This is a genomic window from Allosphingosinicella indica, assembly GCF_900177405.1.
GTDB lineage: Bacteria > Pseudomonadota > Alphaproteobacteria > Sphingomonadales > Sphingomonadaceae > Allosphingosinicella > Allosphingosinicella indica.
Map to the genome: position 1 here is coordinate 2,650,179 of NZ_LT840185.1, position 22,118 is coordinate 2,672,296.

Annotated in this window: 21 protein-coding genes and 1 tRNA gene; 4 read left to right on the forward strand and 18 right to left on the reverse strand. The window is 67.2% G+C overall.

Going from position 1 to position 22,118, the window contains the following annotated elements:
* Positions 1-4: 4 nt before the first annotated feature.
* A complete protein-coding gene (locus tag B9N75_RS13115) occupies positions 5-1,546 on the reverse strand; it encodes a hypothetical protein (RefSeq protein WP_085219198.1) in 1,542 nt (513 codons plus the stop codon).
* Between the two features lie 167 nt (positions 1,547-1,713).
* Here B9N75_RS13115 and B9N75_RS13120 point away from each other — a divergent pair, with 167 nt between their 5' ends.
* On the forward strand, positions 1,714-2,100 hold the full coding sequence (locus B9N75_RS13120; RefSeq protein WP_244552359.1) for a RidA family protein: 387 nt from the start codon (positions 1,714-1,716) through the stop codon (positions 2,098-2,100).
* Here the strand turns inward: B9N75_RS13120 and B9N75_RS13125 are convergent, their stop codons facing one another.
* The 8 genes from B9N75_RS13125 to B9N75_RS13160 form a co-directional block, all read right to left on the reverse strand.
* Positions 2,101-2,829 carry a hypothetical protein gene (locus B9N75_RS13125; protein ID WP_085219200.1) on the reverse strand — a complete coding sequence of 243 codons (729 nt, stop codon included), beginning with the start codon at positions 2,827-2,829 and terminating at the stop codon, positions 2,101-2,103.
* Between the two features lie 20 nt (positions 2,830-2,849).
* On the reverse strand, positions 2,850-3,617 hold the full coding sequence (locus tag B9N75_RS13130; RefSeq protein WP_085219201.1) for a prepilin peptidase: 768 nt from the start codon (positions 3,615-3,617) through the stop codon (positions 2,850-2,852).
* Between the two features lie 24 nt (positions 3,618-3,641).
* A complete protein-coding gene (locus B9N75_RS13135; protein WP_085219202.1) occupies positions 3,642-4,496 on the reverse strand; it encodes an HpcH/HpaI aldolase/citrate lyase family protein in 855 nt (284 codons plus the stop codon).
* On the reverse strand, positions 4,493-4,942 hold the full coding sequence (locus tag B9N75_RS13140; RefSeq protein ID WP_085219203.1) for a MaoC family dehydratase: 450 nt from the start codon (positions 4,940-4,942) through the stop codon (positions 4,493-4,495). Before B9N75_RS13140 ends, B9N75_RS13135 begins: the two co-directional genes overlap by 4 nt.
* A 171-nt stretch (positions 4,943-5,113) precedes the next feature.
* Positions 5,114-7,006, reverse strand: a complete 1,893-nt coding sequence (locus tag B9N75_RS13145; protein WP_085219694.1) for an acetyl/propionyl/methylcrotonyl-CoA carboxylase subunit alpha — start codon at positions 7,004-7,006, stop codon at positions 5,114-5,116.
* Positions 7,007-7,011: 5 nt separating this feature from the next.
* Entirely contained in the window at positions 7,012-8,607 is a 1,596-nt protein-coding gene (locus tag B9N75_RS13150) for a carboxyl transferase domain-containing protein (protein WP_085219204.1), read from the reverse strand.
* A complete protein-coding gene (locus B9N75_RS13155) occupies positions 8,604-8,855 on the reverse strand; it encodes a YgjV family protein (RefSeq protein WP_172840889.1) in 252 nt (83 codons plus the stop codon). Before B9N75_RS13155 ends, B9N75_RS13150 begins: the two co-directional genes overlap by 4 nt.
* Positions 8,852-10,003: an isovaleryl-CoA dehydrogenase gene (locus tag B9N75_RS13160; protein ID WP_085219205.1), complete on the reverse strand. Its 1,152-nt coding sequence runs from the start codon at positions 10,001-10,003 to the stop codon at positions 8,852-8,854. Before B9N75_RS13160 ends, B9N75_RS13155 begins: the two co-directional genes overlap by 4 nt.
* 203 nt (positions 10,004-10,206) lie before the next feature.
* Here B9N75_RS13160 and B9N75_RS13165 point away from each other — a divergent pair, with 203 nt between their 5' ends.
* Positions 10,207-11,394 carry an acetyl-CoA C-acyltransferase gene (locus tag B9N75_RS13165; RefSeq protein WP_085219206.1) on the forward strand — a complete coding sequence of 396 codons (1,188 nt, stop codon included), beginning with the start codon at positions 10,207-10,209 and terminating at the stop codon, positions 11,392-11,394.
* Between the two features lie 178 nt (positions 11,395-11,572).
* Positions 11,573-11,648: transfer RNA gene (locus tag B9N75_RS13170), tRNA-Lys, on the forward strand.
* A gap of 35 nt (positions 11,649-11,683) precedes the next feature.
* On the opposite strand, the gene B9N75_RS14260 is transcribed toward B9N75_RS13170, so the two are convergent.
* The 4 genes from B9N75_RS14260 to B9N75_RS13185 all read right to left on the reverse strand — a co-directional run bounded on the left by B9N75_RS14260 (position 11,684) and on the right by B9N75_RS13185 (position 14,354).
* Positions 11,684-11,902 carry a Cas5 family CRISPR-associated protein gene (locus tag B9N75_RS14260; RefSeq protein ID WP_197685117.1) on the reverse strand — a complete coding sequence of 73 codons (219 nt, stop codon included), beginning with the start codon at positions 11,900-11,902 and terminating at the stop codon, positions 11,684-11,686.
* A 105-nt stretch (positions 11,903-12,007) separates the two neighbouring features.
* The gene (gene cas5, locus B9N75_RS14265; RefSeq protein WP_197685118.1) at positions 12,008-12,277 is read right to left on the reverse strand and encodes a CRISPR-associated protein Cas5; all 270 of its coding nucleotides are present in this window, start codon (positions 12,275-12,277) and stop codon (positions 12,008-12,010) included.
* Between the two features lie 360 nt (positions 12,278-12,637).
* Entirely contained in the window at positions 12,638-13,303 is a 666-nt protein-coding gene (locus B9N75_RS13180; RefSeq protein WP_085219207.1) for a Fe2+-dependent dioxygenase, read from the reverse strand.
* Position 13,304: 1 nt separating this feature from the next.
* On the reverse strand, positions 13,305-14,354 hold the full coding sequence (locus B9N75_RS13185) for a hypothetical protein (RefSeq protein WP_085219208.1): 1,050 nt from the start codon (positions 14,352-14,354) through the stop codon (positions 13,305-13,307).
* A 77-nt stretch (positions 14,355-14,431) separates the two neighbouring features.
* Here B9N75_RS13185 and cysC point away from each other — a divergent pair, with 77 nt between their 5' ends.
* On the forward strand, positions 14,432-16,273 hold the full coding sequence (gene cysC, locus B9N75_RS13190; protein ID WP_244552360.1) for an adenylyl-sulfate kinase: 1,842 nt from the start codon (positions 14,432-14,434) through the stop codon (positions 16,271-16,273).
* Here cysC and B9N75_RS13195 read toward each other — a convergent pair whose 3' ends face one another.
* From B9N75_RS13195 to gatB, 5 genes are read right to left on the reverse strand one after another with little or no spacing between them, the layout of a single operon-like run.
* Positions 16,274-17,245 carry an ornithine cyclodeaminase family protein gene (locus B9N75_RS13195; protein ID WP_085219210.1) on the reverse strand — a complete coding sequence of 324 codons (972 nt, stop codon included), beginning with the start codon at positions 17,243-17,245 and terminating at the stop codon, positions 16,274-16,276. It abuts the gene before it with no gap.
* The gene (locus tag B9N75_RS13200; RefSeq protein WP_085219211.1) at positions 17,242-18,120 is read right to left on the reverse strand and encodes a bile acid:sodium symporter family protein; all 879 of its coding nucleotides are present in this window, start codon (positions 18,118-18,120) and stop codon (positions 17,242-17,244) included. The genes B9N75_RS13195 and B9N75_RS13200 overlap by 4 nt, the downstream gene beginning before the upstream one ends.
* Positions 18,120-19,250, reverse strand: coding sequence for a dipeptidase (locus B9N75_RS13205; protein ID WP_085219212.1), 1,131 nt, complete (start codon positions 19,248-19,250; stop codon positions 18,120-18,122). Before B9N75_RS13205 ends, B9N75_RS13200 begins: the two co-directional genes overlap by 1 nt.
* Before the next feature lie 39 nt (positions 19,251-19,289).
* Positions 19,290-20,639, reverse strand: a complete 1,350-nt coding sequence (locus B9N75_RS13210; RefSeq protein ID WP_085219213.1) for an amidohydrolase family protein — start codon at positions 20,637-20,639, stop codon at positions 19,290-19,292.
* A gap of 8 nt (positions 20,640-20,647) precedes the next feature.
* Positions 20,648-22,117: an Asp-tRNA(Asn)/Glu-tRNA(Gln) amidotransferase subunit GatB gene (gatB, locus tag B9N75_RS13215; RefSeq protein ID WP_085219214.1), complete on the reverse strand. Its 1,470-nt coding sequence runs from the start codon at positions 22,115-22,117 to the stop codon at positions 20,648-20,650.
* Position 22,118: the final 1 nt, after the last annotated feature.

Below are 22,118 nucleotides of genomic sequence, written 5' to 3' on the forward strand. Positions count from 1 at the left end.
CAGATCAGACGTTGAGTTCGGGGACCGCGGTGCAGGCCTTGCCGCTGCCGAGCGGGGCGTAGCCCGAGTCGCAGGTCCAGCCGCGGTACCAGGTGTCGTTGGCGTCGCGGACGGCGCCGATATAATCCACGTTCTGGAAGAAGGCGCTGATCGAGGTGAGGTTGGCGACCGGAGCGACACCCCGCTCGTTCGCGCCGTTGACGAAGAGATCCGTCAGCGTGGAGACGAAGTTCGGATTGTTGCCGCTGTTGCCGGCGGCGTTGAACGCCTGGTCCTCGAACGCGTCGGCATCGGGATCGAATGCCGTTGGGCAGGTGAAGACCACCGAGCGGAACACCGGCGGGCCAACCTCGTCGATGCCTGCATTGGCGGCCTGCACCGTCTGCGGCGTATCGACGTCGAGGCAGTTGGTAGGGCCAACGACCACCCCGTTGTAGAGGCCGTAATCGGTGCCGCCGCGCAGCAGGATCGCGCTGCGGCCCGTGCGGCGCTGGATGAAGGTGAAGTTCGCGAGGCGGGTGTTCTGACGCGGCACGGCGTCGAACAGGCCGTCGTCGGTCGAGTCCGCCTCGATCATCGTATCGCCGCTGTCGCCGCTGGCCTGATCGCGCTGGATCGCGAGCAGGAACTGGATGAAGCCCTTGTAGCCGAAGTCGGTGTCGAGGCTGTCATCGTCCGCGCCGGTGATGACGATATGCTTCATGTTGTGGCGGCCGCCGAAGATCTCGATGCCGTCGTCGCCGCTGTTGTGGACTTGGATATATTCGATCTCGGTGCCCGCGCCGACGCCGCCGGTGGTAAGGCCCTGCAGCTCGTTGCCCTCGACCAGCGAGAAGCCGGTGTAGCGGATCTGGACGTAGCGCATCACGCCGCTCGAATCGCCCGCCTGGTCACCGCCGTAGAAGGCGTTGGCGCCGGGGCCTTCGACGAGGCGCTGGCAGCCGGACGAGCCGCCCGGCACCGCACTGGCGCAATTGCTGATCGGCGCGCGGCCCAGCAGGATGATGCCGCCCCACTGGTTGGTGCTGCTGTCGGTCGCGGTGCCTTCGATATTCTGGCGCGAGGTGAAGACGATCGGCTTGTCGGCCGTCCCTTGCGCGAAGATCTGCGAGCCGCGGTTGACGACGAGGAAGTCGGCGCCCGACGAGGCGAACAGTGTGACGCCCGGATCGATGGTGAAGCGCGATGCCTGGCCACCCGCCGCTGCGCCATCACCGCCGACATCGACGCCGACGTTCACGCGGCCCGAGAAGGAGTAGATCGTCCCGGCGAGGTTCTGGATGCGATAATCGCCGCGGATGTCGTTCGAGATGCGGCAGTTGCGGCGGTTGGCGATGACGCCGAGATCGGTGGTGCCGGTCGGGCAGGACGCCGCCGGGCCGCTCGGGCTGGGCGTCGGGCTCGGCGACGGCGTCGGGCTGGGGCTCGGCGTCGGCGTGCCGGGGACGACGATCACGCCTTCCCCGGGCGATCCCACGCTGTCGGCGCCGCAGGCTGCGAGAGGAAGGGCGCTGCCGAGCAGCAGGATCGTACGAAGAACGGACATGATCGAAATCCCCTTGTTGAACGAGTGTTCGCTGCGGGAAGGGACTCGAAGAATGCCCTGCCCCGCTCCACTCGCCCGCTAGGGAGGTTCGGCGTCGCGATTGTTACGGCTTCGTGTAACGAAGCGACTTAAAAGCGTCTTGATTCTGCAACATGGGAGGACAGGCCTTGGCCGGTATCGATCAGATCAGCACCGCAAACGCTCCGGCACCCGCAGGCCATTATGTGCAGGCGACGCGGTGGGAGGGCCTTGTCCATATCGCCGGGCAATTGCCGGTGCCGCCCGACCGCAGCGACCGTTCGTCGGCGCCCTTCGCCGATCAGGCGCGGCAGGCGCTCGGCAACCTGCTCGCCATCGCGGAGGCGGCCGGGGCGGGGCCTGAGACGATGCTCAAGGTCAACGCTTATATCGTCGGCATCGAGAACTGGCCCGAGTTCAACCGCGTCTTCGCCGAAATGTTCGGTGACGCGAAGCCGGCGCGCGCCGTGATTCCGGTGCCCGAGCTGCACCACGGCTATCTGGTCGAGGTGGATGCGGTGGCGGTGGCGCGCTGATCAGCCGCCGCGCGAGACCTTCGCGGTCATCGTCCGGCCGCCGCGCTCGAAGCTGATGGCGACCGGATCGGCGCCGATCTGCTGCGGCATGTCGAACAATCGCTCCTCGCTGTCGATCGCATCGGTGCCGACCGCGATGAGGACGTCCCCCGGTTGGAGCCCCGCGGATGCGAGCAGCGGCAGCCGCGCGCCGGGCTTCACGCGATAGCCGCGGATGCCGCCGTCCGCCTTGCGCGGCTCGAGTCCCATGCGCAGCGCGGCGACTTCCCGACGGGCATTCGCCGCCGCAGGCTGCCCGGTTGCGGTCGGGGCGGCGGGTGCTTGGGCGGTCGCGGCGCGGTTGAAGGCCAGCCGCATGTCGCCCGATGCCGTGGCCAGGATGACGTGCGAGACGCCGATCGCTTTCAGTGTCGCGCCGGGCATCACGTCGCGGCCGATGCGGACGAGCCGCTGGCTCGCGCCGTCGCCGAACACCGCGCCGCTGGCCAGCACGCCGCGCAGGACCAGGGTCGACAGACCGGCGGCGAGCGGCGCGGGCGCGGCCGGTTCGGGCGGCGGAGCGACCGGCGCGGGCGGAAGGATCGGTGGAGCGATCGCGACGGGTTCTGATGCCGGCGGCGCGGATGTCTGCGGCCAGAGCGTCCATGCGAAAGCCGCAAGCGAAAGCGCCATCGCGCCGCCGAGCGCGGCCTTGCGGACCTTGGGATCGTGGAGCGCGAGCGCGGCCATCGCGGCCGCCTAGCGTCGGCTTATGACAAGCGCGTGACCACCAGCCACAGCGGCCAGGCAGTGACGGCCATCAGCGTGCCGAGCGGTAGCCGGTCGGTCGCGGCGATGCGCTCGCCGCGCAGCCACCGCGCTGCGATCGCCGCAAGCCCGACCAGCCCCGCACCAAGCAGCACCAGCGGCAATTGCGCCCAGCCGAGCCAGGCGCCGATCGCCGCCAGCAATTTGGGATCACCTCCGCCCAGCCCGAGGCGCTCGCGCAGCAGCCGGTAAAGCAAGCCGATCGCGGCCAGCACGGTGAAGCCGGCAGCGGCGCCGATCAACCGGTCTTCTAGCACAGGTCCAATCCCGAGCCACGCCACCAGAAGGCCCGCGACGATGAGCGGGAATGTCAGCCGATCGGGAAGCCACTGATGCTCGGCGTCGAGCGCGGCGATCAGCAGCAGCCACCAACCGAACAGGGCGGTAATCAGCGCAGCGACGGGTGACAGCGCGAGCGCGGCGATCAGCCCGATCAGCGCGGCGCCAATTTCCATGGCGGGATGACGGATATCGATGGCCGCGCCGCAACGGCGGCAACGGCCGCGCTGCAGCGCCCAGCTCAGCACCGGCACCAGTTCCGCCGCGCCGAGCGCCGCGTCGCATCCGTCGCACGCGGACCGGCCGCCCAGCGCCGATCGCCCCGCGGGCCAACGGATCAGCACGGTCGCGAGGAAGCTGCCGACGATAGCCCCGAGGGCCAGGCCGATGACGGCGGCTATCCAGAGTGGCGGGAGCGGAAGGGATGCCATCGCGTCGCCGCGTCCAGCGCTGTGCTAGATCGCCGGACTTTCGCCCGCGGCGGCGAGAATGCGTTCGGCCTGCACCAGATGCGGGCGGTCGATCATCTTGCCGTCGAGCGACAGCGCGCCGGCGCCGGGGTTGGCGGCGAACGCATCCACCACGGCGCGGGCGTGCGCCACCTCCGCCTCGCTCGGCGTGAAGGCGGCGTTGATCACCGGCACCTGCGCGGGATGGATGGCCATCATTCCGGTGAAGCCGTCGCGGCGCGCGCGGCCGGCATAAGCGGCGAGGCCGTCGGCATCGCGGAAATCGGGATAGACGGTCTCGATCGGTGCCACCCCCGCCGCCGCCGCGCCAAACAGGGTGAGCGACCGGGCGAGCTGGTAGGGCGGCGTGAAGCTGCCGTCCGCCTCGCGAGAAGTGACTGCGCCGATCGCTGCTGGCAGGTCTTCCGCGCCCCAGGTGATGCCCGCGAGCCGCTTGGCGCCGGCATAGCTCCCGAGCTGGAACATCGCGGCGGGCGTCTCGGTCGCGATCGGCAGGATGCGCGCGGTGGCGTTGCCCATCGCGGTCAGCCGCTCGGCCAGCGCATCGACCGACGCGCCGCCCTCGGCCTTGGGGAGCACGAAGCCGTGCGGCCTCGCGCCGACGACCGCATCCAGATCCTTTTCCCACTCGCCGCCGTCGAGCGGATTGATCCGGACCCAGAGGTTGGCGGTCGCATTCTCGCTTACGAAATCCGCGACCGCCCGGCGCGCATCGGGCTTGGCGGCGGCGGCCACCGAATCCTCGAGATCGAGGATCAGCGCATCGGCGCCGAGCCCCAGCGCCTTCGCCATGCGCTCCGGCCGGTCCCCGGGCACGAACAGCAGCGAGCGCAGTTTCACAACCGCCGCCGCATCAGTGCGGTTCGCTCCATTTCGCACACCAGTTCGCCGCGCTGGTTGAACATGCGGTGGGCGAAGGTCACGATCCCCGCGTCGGGCCGCGATTTCGAATCCTTGAGCGCGATTACCTCGGTCTCCGCGCGCAGCGTATCGCCGACGAACACCGGGCTCGGCATGCGCACCTTGTCGTAGCCCAGATTGGCGACGAGCGTCCCGAGCGTCGTATCGCCAACCGAAAGCCCGACGAGCAGCGCGAAGGTGAAAGTGCCGTTGACGACGATCCGGCCGAACTCGGTGCCGCCGGCATATTCCGCGTCGAGATGGAGCGGCTGGGGGTTGTGGGTCAGCGTCGAGATGAGGAGATTGTCGGTCTCCGTGACCGTCCGGTGCGGCTGGTGCGAGAGGCGGTCCCCGACGCTCCACTGGTCGTAATAGCGGCCCGGCATATTAAAGCCCCTCCCCCTTGTGGGGAGGGGTTGGGGTGGGGGTGCGCGCCGCCGGCGCGCGGCGTTGCGTGGCAGCGCCACCCCCCATCCAACTCCGCCTAGGCGCCTTCGTCGCCAAGGCTGCGTATCCTTCCCCCACAAGGGGGGAAGAAGGAGCTGCGAAGGATGACCTCACGCGCCCTCCCCTTTCTCGATCTTCACCAGCATCGCCCCCTCGGTCACCTGCGCGCCCTCCGCGGCGTCGATTGCGGCTACCACGCCGTCGAACGGTGCGACGAGGCTGTGTTCCATCTTCATCGCTTCCAGCGTGACGAGTTTCTGGCCCTTCTTCACGCTGTCGCCCTGCCGCGCATCGACCGCGATGATCCGGCCCGGCATCGGCGAAAGCAGGGTGCCGTCCGACCCGGCGCCGCCTGCGCCGGCCCCGCCCGCACCGGGCAAGGTGAAGGCGAAGGCCTGGCCTTCGGCGAACACGAGCATCGCATCGCCCTGCGCTGTGGCGACGCCGGCAAGCTCGGCGTCGTCGGTATCGACGACACGCGTCTCGCCGCCCTGCCGCAGCGCGACGCCGGTCTCCGCCGCGTCGTTGGCACGGAAGCCCTGCAGCGCACGCCAGGGATCGCCCGGCGCGGCGGCGCGGCCGAAGTCGCTGGCCAGCATCGCGGTCGCCGCCATCGCCCATACGCCGTCACCCGGTTCGGACGAGGGCACCAGCGCATCGATGCGCGACGGGATGAAGCCGGTATCGACCCGCCCTGCGCGGAAATCGGCATCGGCGGCGCAGCGCGCGAGGAAAGCGGCGTTAGTCTTGACCGGCCACACCTCGACCTCGTCGAGCGCGCCGAGAAACGTGTCGATCGCTTCCTCGCGCGTATCGCCGCTGGCGATCAGCTTGGCGATCATCGGATCGTAGAACGGCGTGACGCGATCGCCTTCCTCCACGCCGGTGTCGATGCGGATGCGGCGTCCTAGATCGAAATGTTCGAGGCGGCCAGTCGAAGGTAGGAACTCGTGCGCGGGATCCTCGGCATAGAGCCGCGCTTCCATCGCCCAGCCGCTGATCGCGAGATCGTCTTGTCGCTTGGGGAGGGGCTCGCCCGATGCCACGCGGAGCTGCCATTCGACGAGATCCTGGCCGGTGATCTCTTCGGTCACCGGATGCTCGACCTGGAGCCGCGTGTTCATTTCCATGAACCAGATGCGATCGGCGCGGAGGCCCTCGCTGGCGTCGGCGATGAACTCGATAGTCCCCGCGCCGACATAATCCACCGCCTCGGCCGCCTTCACCGCCGCCCCGCACACCGCCGCACGCGTCTCAGCGTCCATGCCCGGCGCGGGCGCTTCCTCGATCACCTTCTGGTGGCGGCGCTGGAGCGAGCAGTCGCGCTCGAACAGGTGGACGACGTTGCCGTGGGTGTCGCCGAACACCTGCACCTCGATGTGGCGCGGCGAGAGGATATATTTCTCGATGAGCACGCGGTCGTCGCCGAAAGATGCCGCCGCCTCGCGCTTGCACGATTGCAGCATGTCGGCGAAGTCGGCGGCGTCGTTGACGCGCCGCATCCCCTTGCCGCCGCCGCCCGCCACCGCCTTGATCAGCACCGGATAGCCGATCGCATCGGCCTCCGCCTTCAGCCGCTCGGGCGCCTGGTCCTCGCCGAGATAGCCCGGCGTGGTCGGCACGCCCGCCGCGTCCATCAATTTCTTGGCAGCGTCCTTGAGGCCCATCGCGGTGATGCTGGCGGGGTTGGGCCCCACCCAGATCAGCCCGGCGTCGATCACGCTCTGCGCGAAGGCCGCATTTTCGCTTAGGAAGCCGTAGCCCGGATGGATCGCCTCCGCCCCCGTCTCCTTAGCGGCGGCAATGATCTTCTCGCCCACCAGATAGGAAGCGCGCGCCGCTGGCGGCCCGATATGCACTGCCGCATCGGCCTCACGCACATGCAGCGCATGCCGGTCCGCATCCGAATAGATCGCGACCGTCCGGATGCCGAGCCGCCGCGCTGTCCGGGTGATCCGGCACGCGATCTCGCCGCGATTGGCGATGAGGAGAGACTGGATCATGGCCATCACATCCTGAACAAACCGAAGCGCGCGCGCTCCGGGATCGGAGCGTTCAGCGTTGCGGCGAACGCGAGGCCGAGGACATCGCGCGTTTGCGCGGGATCGATGATGCCGTCGTCCCAGAGCCGGGCGGTGGCGTGATAGGGGTTGCCTTCGTCTTCGTAGCGCTGGCGGATCGGAGCCTTGAATGTCTCCGCGTCCTCGGGCGACCAACTATCCGCATCCTTGTGGACGGTCGCCAGCACGCTCGCCGCCTGCTCGCCGCCCATCACGCTGATCCGGCTGTTGGGCCAGGTGAACAGGAAGCGCGGGGAATAAGCGCGGCCGCACATGCCATAATTGCCCGCGCCGAAGCTGCCGCCGATCAGCACGGTGATCTTGGGCACCTGCGCGGTCGCAACCGCGGTCACCAGCTTGGCGCCGTTCTTGGCGATGCCCTCCGCCTCATATTTGCCGCCGACCATGAAGCCCGAGATGTTTTGGAGGAACAGCAGGGGCACGCGCCGCTGGCAGGCGAGCTCGATGAAATGGGCGCCCTTCAGCGCGCTTTCCGAAAACAGGATCCCGTTGTTGGCGAGGATCGCGACCGGCATGCCCCAGATACGCGCGAAGCCGCACACCAGGGTGGTACCGTAGAGCGGCTTGAACGGATGAAACTCGCTGCCATCGACGATCCGCGCGATCACCTCGTGCACGTCATAGGGCGTGCGCACGTCGTCCGGCAGGATGCCGTAAAGCTCGTCGGGATCGAATTTTGGCGGCACCGGATCGGCGATGTCGATGTCCGGCGCCTTCACCGTGTTCAGCCGCGAGACGATGTCGCGGACGATGCTGAGCGCATGATCGTCATTCTCGGCGAGATGATCGGCGACGCCGGATTTCCGCGCGTGGAGATCGCCGCCGCCAAGATCCTCAGCGCTGATCACTTCGCCGGTCGCCGCCTTCACCAGCGGCGGGCCGCCGAGGAAGATCGTGCCCTGGTTCTTCACGATCACGCTCTCGTCCGACATCGCCGGCACATAAGCGCCACCCGCGGTGCAGCTTCCCATCACACATGCGATCTGCGCCAACCCCTCGGCCGACATCTGCGCCTGATTGTAGAAGATGCGGCCGAAATGCTCGCGATCGGGAAAGACCTCGGCCTGGTGCGGCAGGTTGGCGCCGCCGCTGTCCACCAGATAGACCGACGGCAGGCGGTTCTGCAGCGCGATCTCCTGCGCGCGCAGATGCTTCTTCACCGTCATCGGGAAATAGGCGCCGCCCTTCACCGTCGGGTCGTTGGCGACGATCATCGTGTCGCGGCCGGAGACGCGGCCGATGCCGGCGATCATCCCCGCCCCCGGCGCCTCGCCGCCATACATGTCGCAGGCGGCGAGCTGGCCGATCTCGAGGAAGGGCGATCCGGGATCGAGCAGCCGGGTGACGCGATCGCGCGGCAGCAGCTTGCCACGGCTGACGTGCCGGTCGCGATGCTTGTCCGGCCCGCCGCGCGCCGACACCACGACCCGTGCCCGCAGCTCCTCCGCCAGCGCGCGATTGTGCGCGGCATTGGCGCGATAGGCGTCCGAGGCTTCGTCGATCTTGCTCGTCAATATCGTCATGCCGCCTCCGGGGCGCGTTTGCGGATGAGGTAGCGGTAAACGCCGAGCAGGTTGATGCCCAGCAGCACGATATTCTGCGTCATCAGCCCCGTCTCCTCATCCATCAGGCCGTAAGCGATCCACGACAGGCTGGCGAACACGAACAGGACGAAACCCCAGCCGGTGATCCGCCGCCCGTTGTCGAGCGAGATCATGAAGGCCGCGATGATTCCTCCGATGGTCGCGAACCATTCGAGTGTGCCGCTCACGCGCCGATCAATTCGCGGCCGATGAGCATGCGGCGGATCTCGTTGGTGCCGGCGCCGATGTCGAGCAGCTTGGCGTCGCGCGCATAGCGTTCGACCGGCCAGTCCTTGGTATAACCGGCGCCGCCCAGCGCCTGGATCGCCTCGAGGCTGCTCTTCACCGCATTTTCGGAAGCGAGCAGGATAGCGCCCGCGGCGTCGAAGCGCGTCGTCTTGCCTGCGTCGCACGCCCGCGCCACCGCATAGACATAGGCGCGCGCCGAATTGAGCGCGACATACATGTCGGCGACCTTCGCCTGGATGAGCTGGAAGCTGCCGATCGCCTTCCCGAACTGCTTGCGCTCGCGGACGAAGGGGATCACGACATCGAGGCAGGCCTGCATGATGCCGAGCTGGATGCCGGCGAGCACCGTCCGCTCGTAATCGAGCCCCGACATGAGAACGCCGACGCCGCCGTTCTCCGGACCCATCACATTCTCTTCCGGCACCTCGCAATCGTCGAACAGAAGCTCAGCCGTGGGGCTGCCGCGCATCCCCATCTTGTCGAGCTTCTGGCCGATCGCGAAACCCTTCATGTCCTTCTCGATAAGGAAGGTGGTGATGCCGCGGCTCCCCTCGCCCGTCTTCGCATAGACTACGAGGGTATCGGCATAAGCGGCGTTGGTGATCCAGAATTTGGTGCCGTTGAGGACGTAGCGATCGCCCTTCTTCTCAGCCTTGAGTTTCATCGAGACGACGTCCGAACCGGCCCCAGCCTCGGACATGGCGAGGCTGCCGACATGCTCGCCGGAAATGAGCTTGGGCAGATAGCGCGCCTTCTGCTCGGCGTTTGCCCAGCGGCGGATCTGGTTGACGCAAAGGTTGGAATGCGCGCCGTAGCTGAGTCCGATCGAGGCGGACGCGCGCGCGACCTCCTCCTGCGCGACGACATGCTCCAGATAGCCGAGCCCCAGCCCGCCATCCTCTTCGGCGACGGTGATGCCATGGAGGCCGAGTGCGCCCATCTCTGGCCACAGCTCGGTCGGAAACCAGTCCTCGGCGTCGATCTTCGCGGCGAGCGGCGCGATCCGGTCCTCGGCGAAGCGGCGGGTGGTGTCGCGGATCGTGTCCGCCATTTCCCCCAGCGCGAAATCCAGCCCCATGTCGGACATTATATTCTCTCCTGACTCGTCCGGCGCGTAGCAGAGCCGCCAAGGTTTGAACAAGGCGGCGCGGCAGCCTATGTGCTTGAAGCACCGCTCATCCCGAGCCAGCGTCGAGCCATGTCGAGACGCGGCGTCGAGGGACGTGTCTCGACGCGGCTTCTCGGCTTCGCTCGAACCCTGCTCGACATGAGCGGCAAGGAGTTTCGAATATGTCCGCCGATCCGATCGTCATTCTCTCTTACGCGCGCACGCCGATGGGCTCGTTCCAGGGCAGCCTCTCCGGTGCGTCCGCGACCGAGCTCGGTGCCGCCTCCGTCAAGGCCGCGGTCGAGCGCGCCGGCGTCGAGGCGCAGGCGATCGACAAGATCTACATGGGCTGCGTGCTGCCCGCCGGGCTCGGCCAGGCCCCTGCCCGGCAGGCCGCGATCAAGGCCGGCCTCGGCGACCATATCGAGGCGACTACGGTCAACAAGATGTGCGGCAGCGGCATGCAGGCGGCGATCATGGCGGCGGATACGCTCGCCGCCGGATCGGCCGATATCATCATCGCGGGCGGCATGGAGAGCATGACCAACGCTCCCTATCTCAGCCACAAGCACCGCGGCGGGGCGCGCATCGGCCACGACCGGCTGATCGACCATATGTTCTTCGACGGACTCGAGGACGCCTATGAGCAGGGCCGGCTGATGGGAAGCTTCGCCGAGGAAGCCGCGCAGAGCTACCAGTTCACCCGCGAAGCGCAGGACGATTACGCCATCGCCTCGCTGGAGCGCGCGCAGAAAGCGCAGCAGCAAGGCTGGTTCGATCGCGAGATCACCGCCGTCGAGATCGCCGGCCGCAAGGGCGTGGTCACCATCGACCGGGACGAACAGCCCGCCAAGGGCGATGCGTCCAAGATTCCGACGCTGAAGCCCGCCTTCGCCAAGGACGGGACGATCACTGCCGCCAACGCCTCGTCGATCTCGGACGGCGCCGCGGCGATGCTGCTCACCCGTCAGAGCGTCGCCGACCGGCTCGGCCTCAAGCCGGTCGCGCGGATTACGGGCCATGCCGCGCATGCGCACCAGCCGGCGCTGTTCACCACCGCCCCCGTCGGCGCGATGCAGAAAGCGCTCGACCGCGCCGGCTGGGCGATCGGCGACGTCGATCTGTTCGAGGTCAACGAGGCCTTCGCCTGCGTCGCGATGATCGCGATGCGCGATCTCGGCATCCCCCACGACAAGATCAACGTCCACGGCGGCGCCACCGCGCTTGGTCACCCGATCGGCGCCAGCGGCGCGCGCGTTATGGCGACGCTCCTGAGCGCGCTCCAGACCCACGGTGGCAGGCGCGGCCTCGCCTCGCTCTGCATCGGCGGCGGAGAAGCGACCGCAGTCGCGGTGGAACTGGTGGAATGAGATCCGCGCGAAGGAAGATGGCCCACAGTGCCGGGTTAGACCGAGCGAGAGCGGCGCTGCGGGAAACCGCGGCGCTACGCTTTTCCGCCCGCAGGCCGTTGCATCCCCAAATATCCCATGCTAGCGGGCACCCGCCCAGCCGCCAGAAGGCCGCTGGCATCGCGGCGGTCGCCGGCGTGGACGCATAGCTCAGTTGGTAGAGCAGCTGACTCTTAATCAGCGGGTCCTAGGTTCGAGCCCTAGTGCGTCCACCATTTTTGCGAAGCAATCTGTCGCGATGCAACTTGTGTCACCGCACAAGCGCCGCATCTTTGGCTCGGGGTACTGCCATCACACCGTCTGAAATGACTGGGCGGAAGAAAATCGGCAGCCGTCCTTTTTCGAAATCGAGATCGTACAAAATCCAGCCGACATCATCCTTGCCAAATCTCCAAAAAGCATTTGCGATTTCTCCCAGTTTCTCCTCTTTGAGCCATACTATTGCTGGAAATTCCGCCGCCCCAAACAAGGAGGTCTGTGAAATCGGCCTTGCGAGAGCCGACGACGAAACATCGCTGCGTGTTTCGCTTCAGTTTCGCCCGGCGAGGCATACGACGTCATCGCGAAGTGTGCTTCACGCAATAATCGACGTCGGCCAAAGCAATCGTTCTCTGGCCGCTAATCTCGAGCCGTTATCGACCGATTTTGACTCATCGTCGAATCGGACTGGGTTGAAGATGGTGATGCTGTCCACGATCCATCGGATCGCCGGCTTCCAGTGTATTGCTTCCAGGATTGCTCGTGCGGCGTAGGGCGTCATGACATCATAGCTGACACGAGCTTCCCGAATTTCCGGTCGGGCAAAACACGCCATTGGCCCGACAACCCGCAATCGTACAGACATGTAATGGCTCCTCGCGAGCCACTTTGTTCCCATATTGTTCGCGCGCAAATCCAATCTTGTCCGAAATCGGGCTGGTTATGTCCGAAGTGGATCGTTTTGGAATCAGCGATGCGGCCTTGCCGGTTTGAGAAGACGCGTCACTGCCATGCGGTGTGGATAGGAGATCAAATGATCGAATTCCAGATTTCGCAGTCTCGCGGAAAAGCTTGCTTGACCTTGATCGTTGAAGCGTCGTCTAAACCTCCGCCGCGACTGCGGCGAACTGCGAATGGCGAAGCGATCATCCGCATCACGCTAGATAGACTTTGCCGCTGACAGCGCAACAAGTCTGTCTATAACTCGTCGGCAACGTCGAAGCGATCAGGGCGTGTTCATCCACATCCGGTAGAGGTTGGCCTGCACCGTCTGGAGCCGCGTGAAATTCTCGGGCGCCATGGTGAGGCCCTCGAGCGCGGCGACCTCGTTGAGATCGTAGAGGAGCTCGCGGCGCGCGGTGTCGGCGACGCGGCTCTGGATGAAGGTGATGCCGACGAGGCGCTGGCCCTTGGTCACCGGTTCGACCTGATGGAGCGTCGTCGAGGGATAGACGATTGCCGAGCCGGGCGGGCCTTTGAACCGCAGTTCCGCGGTGCCGAGCAGGAGGTGCAACGCCCCGCCATCATAATCCGCGGGATCGTTGATGAAGAGCGTGCAGGAGAGGTCCGAGCGGAGCGGGCCGGTGTGGAGCGGAATGAGCGCCGAATCCGGATGCAGGCCGTAGCCCATGCCGACCTCGTACCGCGTCATCAGCGGCGGCGCGATCTGGTGGGGGAAGGCAAAATCGACGAACTCGGGCGTCTGGAACAGGCCGTGCGCCATGATCTGCGCGGCGCGGTCCCCCGCTTGTTGATCGTGGAGCTGGAGGTTGTTCTTGACGCGCGAATTGGGGTTGCTGACCCGCCCGTCGACGAAATCGGACGCCGCCGCGATCCGCTTCAGCTCGGTAATTTCGGCCGGGCCCAGCACATTCTCGATCAGCCTGAACATGTCATCCTCGCTTGGCTGCCGCGCGGGCGAGCGCGCGGCCGATGAGATCGTGATCGGCGCCGGCAGCGTCGATCCATCGCGCGCCGCGATCCAGCTCCTCCGCCCAATCGCGCTCCGCCTGGGCGAGCACTTCGCGCCGCAATTCCGCGCTGTAGCCGTGCTCGGGCGCCTTGGAATAGCGCTGCATGATGGGGCCCGACGTCAACCGGGTTGCCTCGGCCGCATCGAGCGGTTCGCCAAAATGACCGGCGATCCGCATCAACACATCCGCCGGCGTGGCGAGGAATGCGTCGAAGTCCATCCATAGCACATCGTCGTTCGCCGCAGCCTCCAGCGCCGCCATCTCGCACGCCCAGGCCAGCGCGGCACGCTCGCCGGTGGAAAGCGCCCACAGCCGCCACGGCTCGGCGCCGATCCGCTCGTGCAGCCGGGTGAGCCTGGAGGCGCTCAGGCTCGCCAGTTCGCGCACCGAATTCTCGCCCGCCAGGATCGTGCGCATATAGGTCGCGGGATTGACATAGAGGAACAGCGCCTTGGTGCCCGGCCGCAGCACGGCGGGCGCGACGTCGCTGGCGAAGCTCGTCGCCTTGACGAGGGCGCGCTGCTCCTGCCGGAAGGTCCGCGACAGCCAGCCCAGCGCATCGCCGACGCGGCGATCGAACCGCTCCGGCGACCAAGGCGATTCCGCCCTCCCCTTCAGCCGCGCCAGCTCGGCTAGCGCGCGCAGGATTAGCGGCTCGCGCAACGCCAGTACGCCGGGCAGCTCGCCGAGCAGCCGCGCGATCAGCGTCGATCCGACATGGCCGATGTGGAAGATGAACTGCGCATCCTGCCGCAGCCCGTTCGATACCGCGGCGAGATCGTCCCAGCCCGCCCATTCGGCGGCGCGGCCCTGCGTCATGATCCGCTCATCGAGAAAGCTCGCCGCTCTATAATCCGCCTCGCTCATCATCGCGATCAAAGCCTGATCCGTTGCGCTGTCATAGGCCTGGACGAAAATGCTCGCGTCGGCGCGGAAGCGATCGGCGAAGGGCGCGCGGGCATCGGTCATCGGCCGCGGCTTTCGCACGCACGATGCGCGGCGACAAGCGGATGCAAAGCGCGGCGACGCTGCTAAGAAGCGCAGCGATGACCGAACGCTCCCTCCTGCGCATCCTCGCCTGCGGCTCGGTGGACGACGGCAAGTCGAGCCTGCTCGGCCGCCTGCTCGCCGAGACCGGCGCGATCCCCAGCGATCAGCTCGCCGAGCTGGAGGCGGATTCGCGGCGCTTCGGCACGCTGGGCGGCGCGGTGGATTATGCGCTGCTGCTCGACGGGCTTTCGGCAGAACGCGAGCAGGGCATCACCATCGACGTGGCATGGCGCTATTTCGGCACTGCGCGGCGCAGCTTCATCGTCGCCGACGCGCCGGGCCACGAACAATATACCCGCAACATGGCGACCGCGGCCTCGATTGCCGATCTCGCCCTGCTGCTGGTCGATGCCACCAAGGGCCTGCTCACCCAGACTCGCCGCCACGCCACGATCGCGGCGCTGATGGGCGTCCGCGCGATCGTGCTGGCCGTCAACAAGATGGACCGCGCGGGTTACGACCAGGCGACGTTCGACGCGATCGTCGCGGACTTCGCTGCCTATGCCGCGGGGATCGGTATCCAGGCTTTCACCGCGATCCCCGTTTCGGCGACCGCGGGCGACAATATCGCCACGCGCTCCGCAGCGATGCCCTGGTATGATGGGCCGACGGTGCTGGAGCATCTGGAGCAAGTCGACGCGCCGGGCGCCGGCGCGGACGGCGCGTTCCGGATGCCGGTGCAACTCGCCATCCGGCCCGATGCGAGCTTTCGCGGCTATGCGGGGACGATCGCGGCGGGACGCATCGCACCCGGCGATCCCGTGCTGCTCATCCCCTCCGGCCGCCGCACGACGATCGCCCGGCTGCTGGATGCGGGCGAGGATTGCGCCGAGGCGGGCCCCGGCGCGGCGGTGACGCTGACCTTTGCCGACGAGGTGGAATGCGGCCGGGGCGAGCTCCTCTGCGCGCCCGACGATCCGCCCCAAGTTTCCGACCAGTTCGAGGCGACGCTGATCTGGATGGGCGAGGAGGAGATGCTGCCCGGCCGCCAATATTGGCTGAAGCTCGGCACGCGCACCGTCGCCGCCACCGTCCAGGCGCCGAAATATGAGATCGACGTCGATACGATGGGCCACCTCGCGGCGAAAACGCTCGGCCTCAACGCGATCGGCGTCGTGCATCTGTGGACCGACGCGCCGCTGCCGTTTGAGCCTTACGAGCAGAGCCGCGCGCTCGGCGGGTTCATCCTGATCGACCGGATCAGCCATGCGACCGTCGCCGCGGGCCTCATCCATTTCGCGCTGCGCCGGGCGACCAACGTGCATTGGCAGACCCTCGACGTGACCCGCGCCGCGCGCGCCGCGATCAAGCACCAGCGGCCGCGCGTGTTGTGGTTCACCGGGCTTTCGGGCGCGGGCAAGTCGACCATCGCCAATCTCGTCGAAAAACGGCTTCACGCGCTCGACCGCCATTCCTTCCTGCTTGACGGCGACAACCTCCGCCTCGGGCTCAATCGCGATCTTGGCTTCACCGATGCCGACCGCTCGGAGAATATCCGCCGCGTCGGCGAGGTTGCGCGGCTGATGGCCGATGCGGGCCTGATCGTGCTGGTCGCGGTGATCAGTCCGTTCGCCGCCGAGCGCCGCGCCGTGCGTGAGCGGATGGCGCCGGGCGAGTTCGTCGAAATCTTCGTCGATACGCCGCTGGACGAGGCCGAGCGGCGCGATGTGAAGGGCCTCTACGCCAAGGCCCGCACCGGCCAGCTCGCCAACTTCACGGGTGTGGATTCGCCCTACGAGCCGCCCAAGACGCCCGAGCTGCGCATCGACACGACGCGGACCAGCCCCGAAGATGCCGCGCAGGCGATCGTGGACTATTTGCTTAAGCTCGAAACCTGATCAAAAGTCGACAGGCTCAGTCCCCGCTGCCAACGCGGCACGATAGACGTGCCAGGCGCTCGCCAAATCCTGCACGACATGGCCTAGCGATTTGTAGATCGTCACATCCTCCTCCCCCACGCGGCCGGCAAGGCGCCCATCCATCACATCGCCGATCTCGCCGAGCAGGTGATCGCCGCCGACGGCGCCCGCCGCGATCGCGCGGCGCAGCTCGGCGCCCTGCCGCTCCACCGAATCGCGATGATCGGCGAAGAAGCGTGCCTTGGCGACCAGAACAACGTCCGCCTCGGTCGGCCCGTCGCGGCCCGATCCGACGAGATTGACGTGCGTGCCGGGCCGGACCTCGGCGCCGTGCAGGATCGGTTCGGACGCCGCTGTCACCGCGCAGACGATGTCCGCAACGGCGACCGCTTCTGCCACGCTCGGCGCATATTCCGCCGCAAGGCCGAGTTCGGCCTCGACCCGCGCGGCAAACGCCCGTGCCTTGGCTGTGTCGCGGCCCCAGACCGTCACCGACGCGATCGGGCGGACGGTGCGGATCGCCTCGACATGCCGCCACGCCTGCTCGCCATAGCCGAGGATCGCGAGCGTCCGCGCATCCGCCCGCGCCAGCACGTCGCTCGCCGCGGCCGAAGCGGCGGCGGTGCGGATCGCGGTGAGTTCGTTGGCGTCGAGCACGGCAAGCGGCGCGCCGCTATTGGGATCGAACAGCGCTACCACGCCCTGATGCGAGGGGCGCCCGGCCGCGAAGTTGTCGGGGAAGACGCTGATCAGCTTGGCGCCGAACACGCCATCCGCTGCCAGCGCACCGGGCATCGTCCCGAACATCCGCCCGCCGGCGAGATCGACGATGCCGCGGGGAAGCTGCCGCGTCTCGCCGCGCGACAATGCCGTCATCGCCTCGCGCATCAACGCGATGCAGGTGTCGCAAGGCAGATGCCGGGCGACCGCGTCCCGGCCGATGACGATCATGCCGCGGTCCGCGCGCGGAACCAGCGGATGAGGATCATCGCATTCACCAGCATCACCACGCCGTAGATATTCTGCGTCACCGCGAGCGGCAGGCTGTTGAGCACGGTCAGCGTCAGGAAGGTCGCGAGCGTGACGTTGTGGACGCCGACCTCGATCGCGAGCGTCATCGAATCGCGGCCGCCGACGCCGATCAGTCTGGCGAGCAGCAGCCCGGTCCCCATCGCCAGCACGTTGAGCACCCAGAGCGGCGGGCCGGCCTGGATCAGATTGGCGAGCACCATATCGAGGCTCACCACCACCGCGAAGACGATCACGCCGATGAGCACGATGAAGGAGGTGGGCCGCAACCAGTGCGCCATGCGGCTCGCGAAACCGGGCGCGAGGCGGTGGACCAGCATACCAACCGCCATCGGCAGGATAGTGATGCGTAGCAGCTGGAGGATGGTCGTCGGGATCGACAGCTCGGGCACCGTGCCGCCGCCGTCACCCAAGAAATGCGGCAGCGCCCAGCTCAACAGGATCGGGATCGAGAAAACGGTGATCAGGCTGGAAAGCGCGGTCAGCACCACCGCAAGCGCGACATTGCCCTTGCCGACGAAGGTCAGCGCGTTCGAGGTCGTCCCCGCCGGGGTGATGCCGAGGATGAAGACACCCAATGCCAGCTCGGGCGGGAGCCGGAAGACGATGCCGATGGCGAGCGCGAGCAGCGGCATCACCAGCAATTGCCCGAACAGCCCCGCCCCCACGGCGCGGCCGTTGCCGAGGACGAGGCCGAAATCCTTGAGCGCCAGGGTCAGTCCCATGCTGAACATGATCAGCATCAGGCCCACCGGCACGAAGACGGTGTTGACGAACTCGATAGTCTCCGGCGGCATCAGGCGCCCCAGACGTCGCGCGCATAACGCAGGAAGTTGGTGCCGAGGATCTTCTCGATCCGCGCTTCCTTATAACCCTTGGCGGCGAGCAGATCGGCGAGCTTGTAGAATTGGGTCGGCCCGGCGAGATCCTCGACGAAGGGCATGGTGTCCGGCTTCTCGCCGGTCGCCGCGATCCCCGCTTTCTGCCGCGCCGCATTCTGCTCGAGCAGTTTCTTGCGATAGGCGGCCATGTCGTCGATCGCGGTGGTGCCGCCGTCGGTGCCGATGCCGACATGATCTTCGCCGCAGACGTTCACCGCATGGTCGATATGCGCGACGACGTCGCTCGCCTTGGCGACGCTGTTCGCATCGAGGAAGGGCATGAAATAGATGCCGACAAAGCCGCCTTTCGAGGCGACCAGCCGCAATTCCTCGTCGGTCTTGTTGCGCGGCAGATCGATCAGCGCCCGGCAGCCGGTGTGGTTGATCGAGATCGGCTGTTTCGATGCGCGCGCGGCGTCGAGGCAAATGCGCTGCCCGCTGTGCGAGAGATCGACCATCACCCGGTTGAGGTTCAGCCGCTCGACCACCTCGTGGCCGAACTTGGTCAGCCCGCGGTTTGCCGGCGCCATCGATCCGTCGCCGAGCTGGTTGGCGAGATTGTAGGTGAGCTGGATAATGCGGACGCCGAGATTGGCGAAGATGTCGGCGCGCGCCGCGTCGTCGCCCATCATCGCGGCATTCTGGAAGCCGTAAATGAGGCCGATGCGGTCGCTTGCCCGCGCGCGCTCGATGTCGGCGGCGGTCAGGACCTTCATCAGATCCTTCGGGCGCGAGCGGATCGCAGCGTCCCACTGGCCGATTTCCTTGACGCTATATTCGAAGGGCTCGTCCTCGCCAGCGACATAGCCGAGCGTGGTGTTGACCGCGTTCATCCCCGATGCGCGCGCATCCGCGATCACCCGGTCGGAAAGCCGGATCTGGTCGGCGCCGGGGACGGCCTTGTCGCCCCGCTCCGGGCCGGGCGAAGGGTTGGGATTGTAGAGGCCGCCGAGCGCGTTGACGATCAGCATGTCGCGCCGTCCCGGCTGCGCTGCTGCCGCCAAGGCGGACGGCGCCGTCATCAGCCCCGCCGCCGCGCCCGCCATGAACAGCCGCCTGTCGATCCCCTGCCCCAATGCGCCCTCCTATTGCTCCGTCCGGTAATCCATCCGCTGAAACCGCCGCCCGCGCTTCACCGTCATCTCGAGCGATTTGAGATTGGCGATGTCGGCGAGCGGATCCTTGGCGGTGACGATCATGTTGGCAAGCTTGCCCGGCGCGATGCTCCCCATCCGCGCTTCCTCGCCGATGGTCTGCGCGCCGGTCAACGTCGCCGCCCGGATCACCGCCGCATTGGACAGGCCCGCTTTCTTCGCCAGCAAGTCCAGCTCGCCGTAGAGCGCTGGCCAGGGATCGCCCTTGGCGCTGAACCCGTCGGTTCCGGCGGAGACGATCACGCCCTCGCGCACTGCCTGTGCCGTCAGCCGCGCGGCGAGATCGGACGTGCAGTGCACCGGCTTTGCATTCGGATCGCTCCGCGCCCGCTCCTCGGCCGCTGCATAGACGCGGATCGTCGCGTCGAGGATCATCCCGCGCTTCGCGATGTCCCGGAACAGCGCGGTCATCGCCGGATTGTCGCGCGCGAACAGCGAGGCGTCGACGGGAAAGCGCGCCTGATAGCTCTCCGGGCGGCGGTCCATCGCCTGATAGGCGAGGTAGCAGACATGGCTGATGACGTCCGGCCCGGCCCCGACCACGTCGGCGGGCGGCGTCGGGAAGACCATGCCATGCGCCCAGACCTTGAACTTCTGGCGATGCGCCTCGGCGGTGATCGTCTTCACCAGATGCGGCGGCAGGTTCGCGTAGATCTTGATCGCGGTGGCGCCGGTGCCGCGCGCCATCGCCACCGCGAGCGGCAGATCGGTCGCGTCGTCGATCGCCTGCATCCACGGCACATGGCCGGGCTCGGCACCCGCCGTCACCGCGCGGGTGCGCGGATCGTCGAAGAAGCTCGGCCCAGCCATCACCGCAGCGAAGAAGATGTCCGGCCCCGGCATCTCGCCGACGCGCGATGCGCGGGCGAGATCGGCGATCTGGCGCAGATCGTCCGCCATATCGCGTACCGCCGTGATCCCGCCGTAGAGATCGCGCCGCATCATCGCCTCGGCGAACGGCCGGTCGGGCGGCGTCGCGAGGTGGACGTGGCTGTCGATCAAGCCAGGGAGAAGATACCGGCCTTTGAGATCAACGACTTCCGCACCATTGCGGAGATTTGCATCGAGATCGCGAACAGGGACGACCGCGCGGATCGTCTCGCCCTCCACCACCACCGCCATGTCGCGGCGCGGCGGCGCGCCGGTGCCGTCGATCAGCGTCGCGCCGCTGTAGATGACGCGCGTGTCCGCCGCGGGCGGCGCATAGGGCGGCGGCGCGGCCTGGGCGGGAAGCAGCGCGAGCGCGAGGCCAAGCAGCATCGCCCGCGCTGCTCCCCGCATCACGCGCGTCAGCCCAGTTTCTTCTTGAGGAGTTCGTTCACGACGCCCGGATTGGCCTTGCCGCCCATCGCCTTCATCGTCTGGCCGACGAAGAAGCCGAACAATTTGTCCTTACCGCCGCGATAGTCGGCGACCTTGTCTTGGTTCGCCGTGATGACGCTATCGATCGCCGCCTCGATCGCGCCGGTGTCGCTGGTCTGCTTGAGGCCGCGTTCCTCGACGATCGCGTCGGGATCCTGCCCCGTCTCGAGCATGACCTCGAATACCTGCTTCGAGAGCGTACCCGAGATCGTGCCATCGGCGACGAGCCCGATCAGCCGTGCGCCCTGCTCCGGCGTCACCGGGCTCGATCCGATGTCCTTGCCGAGGCGGTTGAGCGCGCCGAACAGGTCCGAGATCACCCAGTTGGATGCCGCGCGGCCCACATCCGCGGCGGGTTTTCCCGTCGCGGCGAGCAAGGTCTCGAACCAGCGCGCCGTCTCGGCATCGGCGGTGAGCACGCTGGCGTTATAATGGCTGAGGCCCAGCTCGCTCTCGTAGCGGCTGCGCTTGGCGTCGGGCAGTTCGGGCAGGCTCTCGCGGCAATCGCGCAAAAACGCCTCGTCGAGCTCGACCGGAAGCAGATCGGGATCGGGGAAGTAGCGGTAATCATGCGCTTCTTCCTTGGAGCGCAGGCTCCGCGTCTCGCCCTTGTCGGGATCGAACAGCCGGGTTTCCTGGACGATGCTGCCGCCGCTCTCGAGCACGTCGACCTGGCGGTTCGCCTCATATTCGATCGCGGCCTGGATGAAGCGCACCGAATTGACGTTCTTGGTCTCGGTGCGCGTGCCGAACTCGGCGCCAGGCTTGCGCACGCTGACGTTGACGTCGGCGCGCATCGAGCCCTGCTCCATATTGCCATCGCACGATCCGACGTAGCGGAGAATCGATCTCAGCTTACGGACGTAAGCCCCAGCCTCTTCCGGCGATCGCATGTCGGGCTTCGACACGATCTCCATCAGCGCGACCCCCGACCGGTTGAGATCGACGTAGGAGAAGCTCGGATGCTGGTCGTGCATCATCTTGCCCGCATCCTGCTCGAGATGGATGCGCTCGATGCCGATCGTCTTGGTCGTCTCGCCCGCCTCGATCTCGATCGTGCCCTCGCCGACGATCGGGTGGTAGAGCTGGCTGATCTGATAGCCCTGCGGCAGATCGGCGTAGAAATAATTCTTGCGGTCGAACCGCGACCAGGCGTGGATCTCCGCCTCCAGCGCCATGCCGGTGCGCACCGCCTGCCGGATGCACTCGCGGTTCGGCACCGGCAGCATCCCCGGCATCGCTGCGTCGATCAGGCTCACCTGGCTGTTCGGCTCCGCGCCAAATTCGGTCGCCGCGCCGGAGAAGAGCTTGGAGTTGGACGTCACCTGCGCGTGGACCTCGAGGCCGATCACGACCTCCCACTCGCCCGTGGCACCCTGGATGCGATAACTGCTCATC

Coding starts and splice junctions, on each gene's coding strand:
- B9N75_RS13115 (WP_085219198.1), bottom strand. CDS start 1,546: ATGTCCGTTCTTCGTACGATCCTGCTGCTCGGCAGCGCCCTTCCTCTC.
- B9N75_RS13125 (WP_085219200.1), bottom strand. CDS start 2,829: ATGGCCGCGCTCGCGCTCCACGATCCCAAGGTCCGCAAGGCCGCGCTC.
- B9N75_RS13130 (WP_085219201.1), bottom strand. CDS start 3,617: ATGGCATCCCTTCCGCTCCCGCCACTCTGGATAGCCGCCGTCATCGGC.
- B9N75_RS13140 (WP_085219203.1), bottom strand. CDS start 4,942: ATGCCGGGCCGCTATTACGACCAGTGGAGCGTCGGGGACCGCCTCTCG.
- B9N75_RS13145 (WP_085219694.1), bottom strand. CDS start 7,006: ATGATCCAGTCTCTCCTCATCGCCAATCGCGGCGAGATCGCGTGCCGG.
- B9N75_RS13150 (WP_085219204.1), bottom strand. CDS start 8,607: ATGACGATATTGACGAGCAAGATCGACGAAGCCTCGGACGCCTATCGC.
- B9N75_RS13160 (WP_085219205.1), bottom strand. CDS start 10,003: ATGTCCGACATGGGGCTGGATTTCGCGCTGGGGGAAATGGCGGACACG.
- B9N75_RS13165 (WP_085219206.1), top strand. CDS start 10,207: ATGTCCGCCGATCCGATCGTCATTCTCTCTTACGCGCGCACGCCGATG.
- cas5 (WP_197685118.1), bottom strand. CDS start 12,277: ATGTCTGTACGATTGCGGGTTGTCGGGCCAATGGCGTGTTTTGCCCGA.
- B9N75_RS13180 (WP_085219207.1), bottom strand. CDS start 13,303: ATGTTCAGGCTGATCGAGAATGTGCTGGGCCCGGCCGAAATTACCGAG.
- B9N75_RS13185 (WP_085219208.1), bottom strand. CDS start 14,354: ATGACCGATGCCCGCGCGCCCTTCGCCGATCGCTTCCGCGCCGACGCG.
- cysC (WP_244552360.1), top strand. CDS start 14,432: ATGACCGAACGCTCCCTCCTGCGCATCCTCGCCTGCGGCTCGGTGGAC.
- B9N75_RS13195 (WP_085219210.1), bottom strand. CDS start 17,245: ATGATCGTCATCGGCCGGGACGCGGTCGCCCGGCATCTGCCTTGCGAC.
- B9N75_RS13200 (WP_085219211.1), bottom strand. CDS start 18,120: ATGCCGCCGGAGACTATCGAGTTCGTCAACACCGTCTTCGTGCCGGTG.
- B9N75_RS13205 (WP_085219212.1), bottom strand. CDS start 19,250: ATGGCGGGCGCGGCGGCGGGGCTGATGACGGCGCCGTCCGCCTTGGCG.
- B9N75_RS13210 (WP_085219213.1), bottom strand. CDS start 20,639: ATGCGGGGAGCAGCGCGGGCGATGCTGCTTGGCCTCGCGCTCGCGCTG.
- gatB (WP_085219214.1), bottom strand. CDS start 22,117: ATGAGCAGTTATCGCATCCAGGGTGCCACGGGCGAGTGGGAGGTCGTG.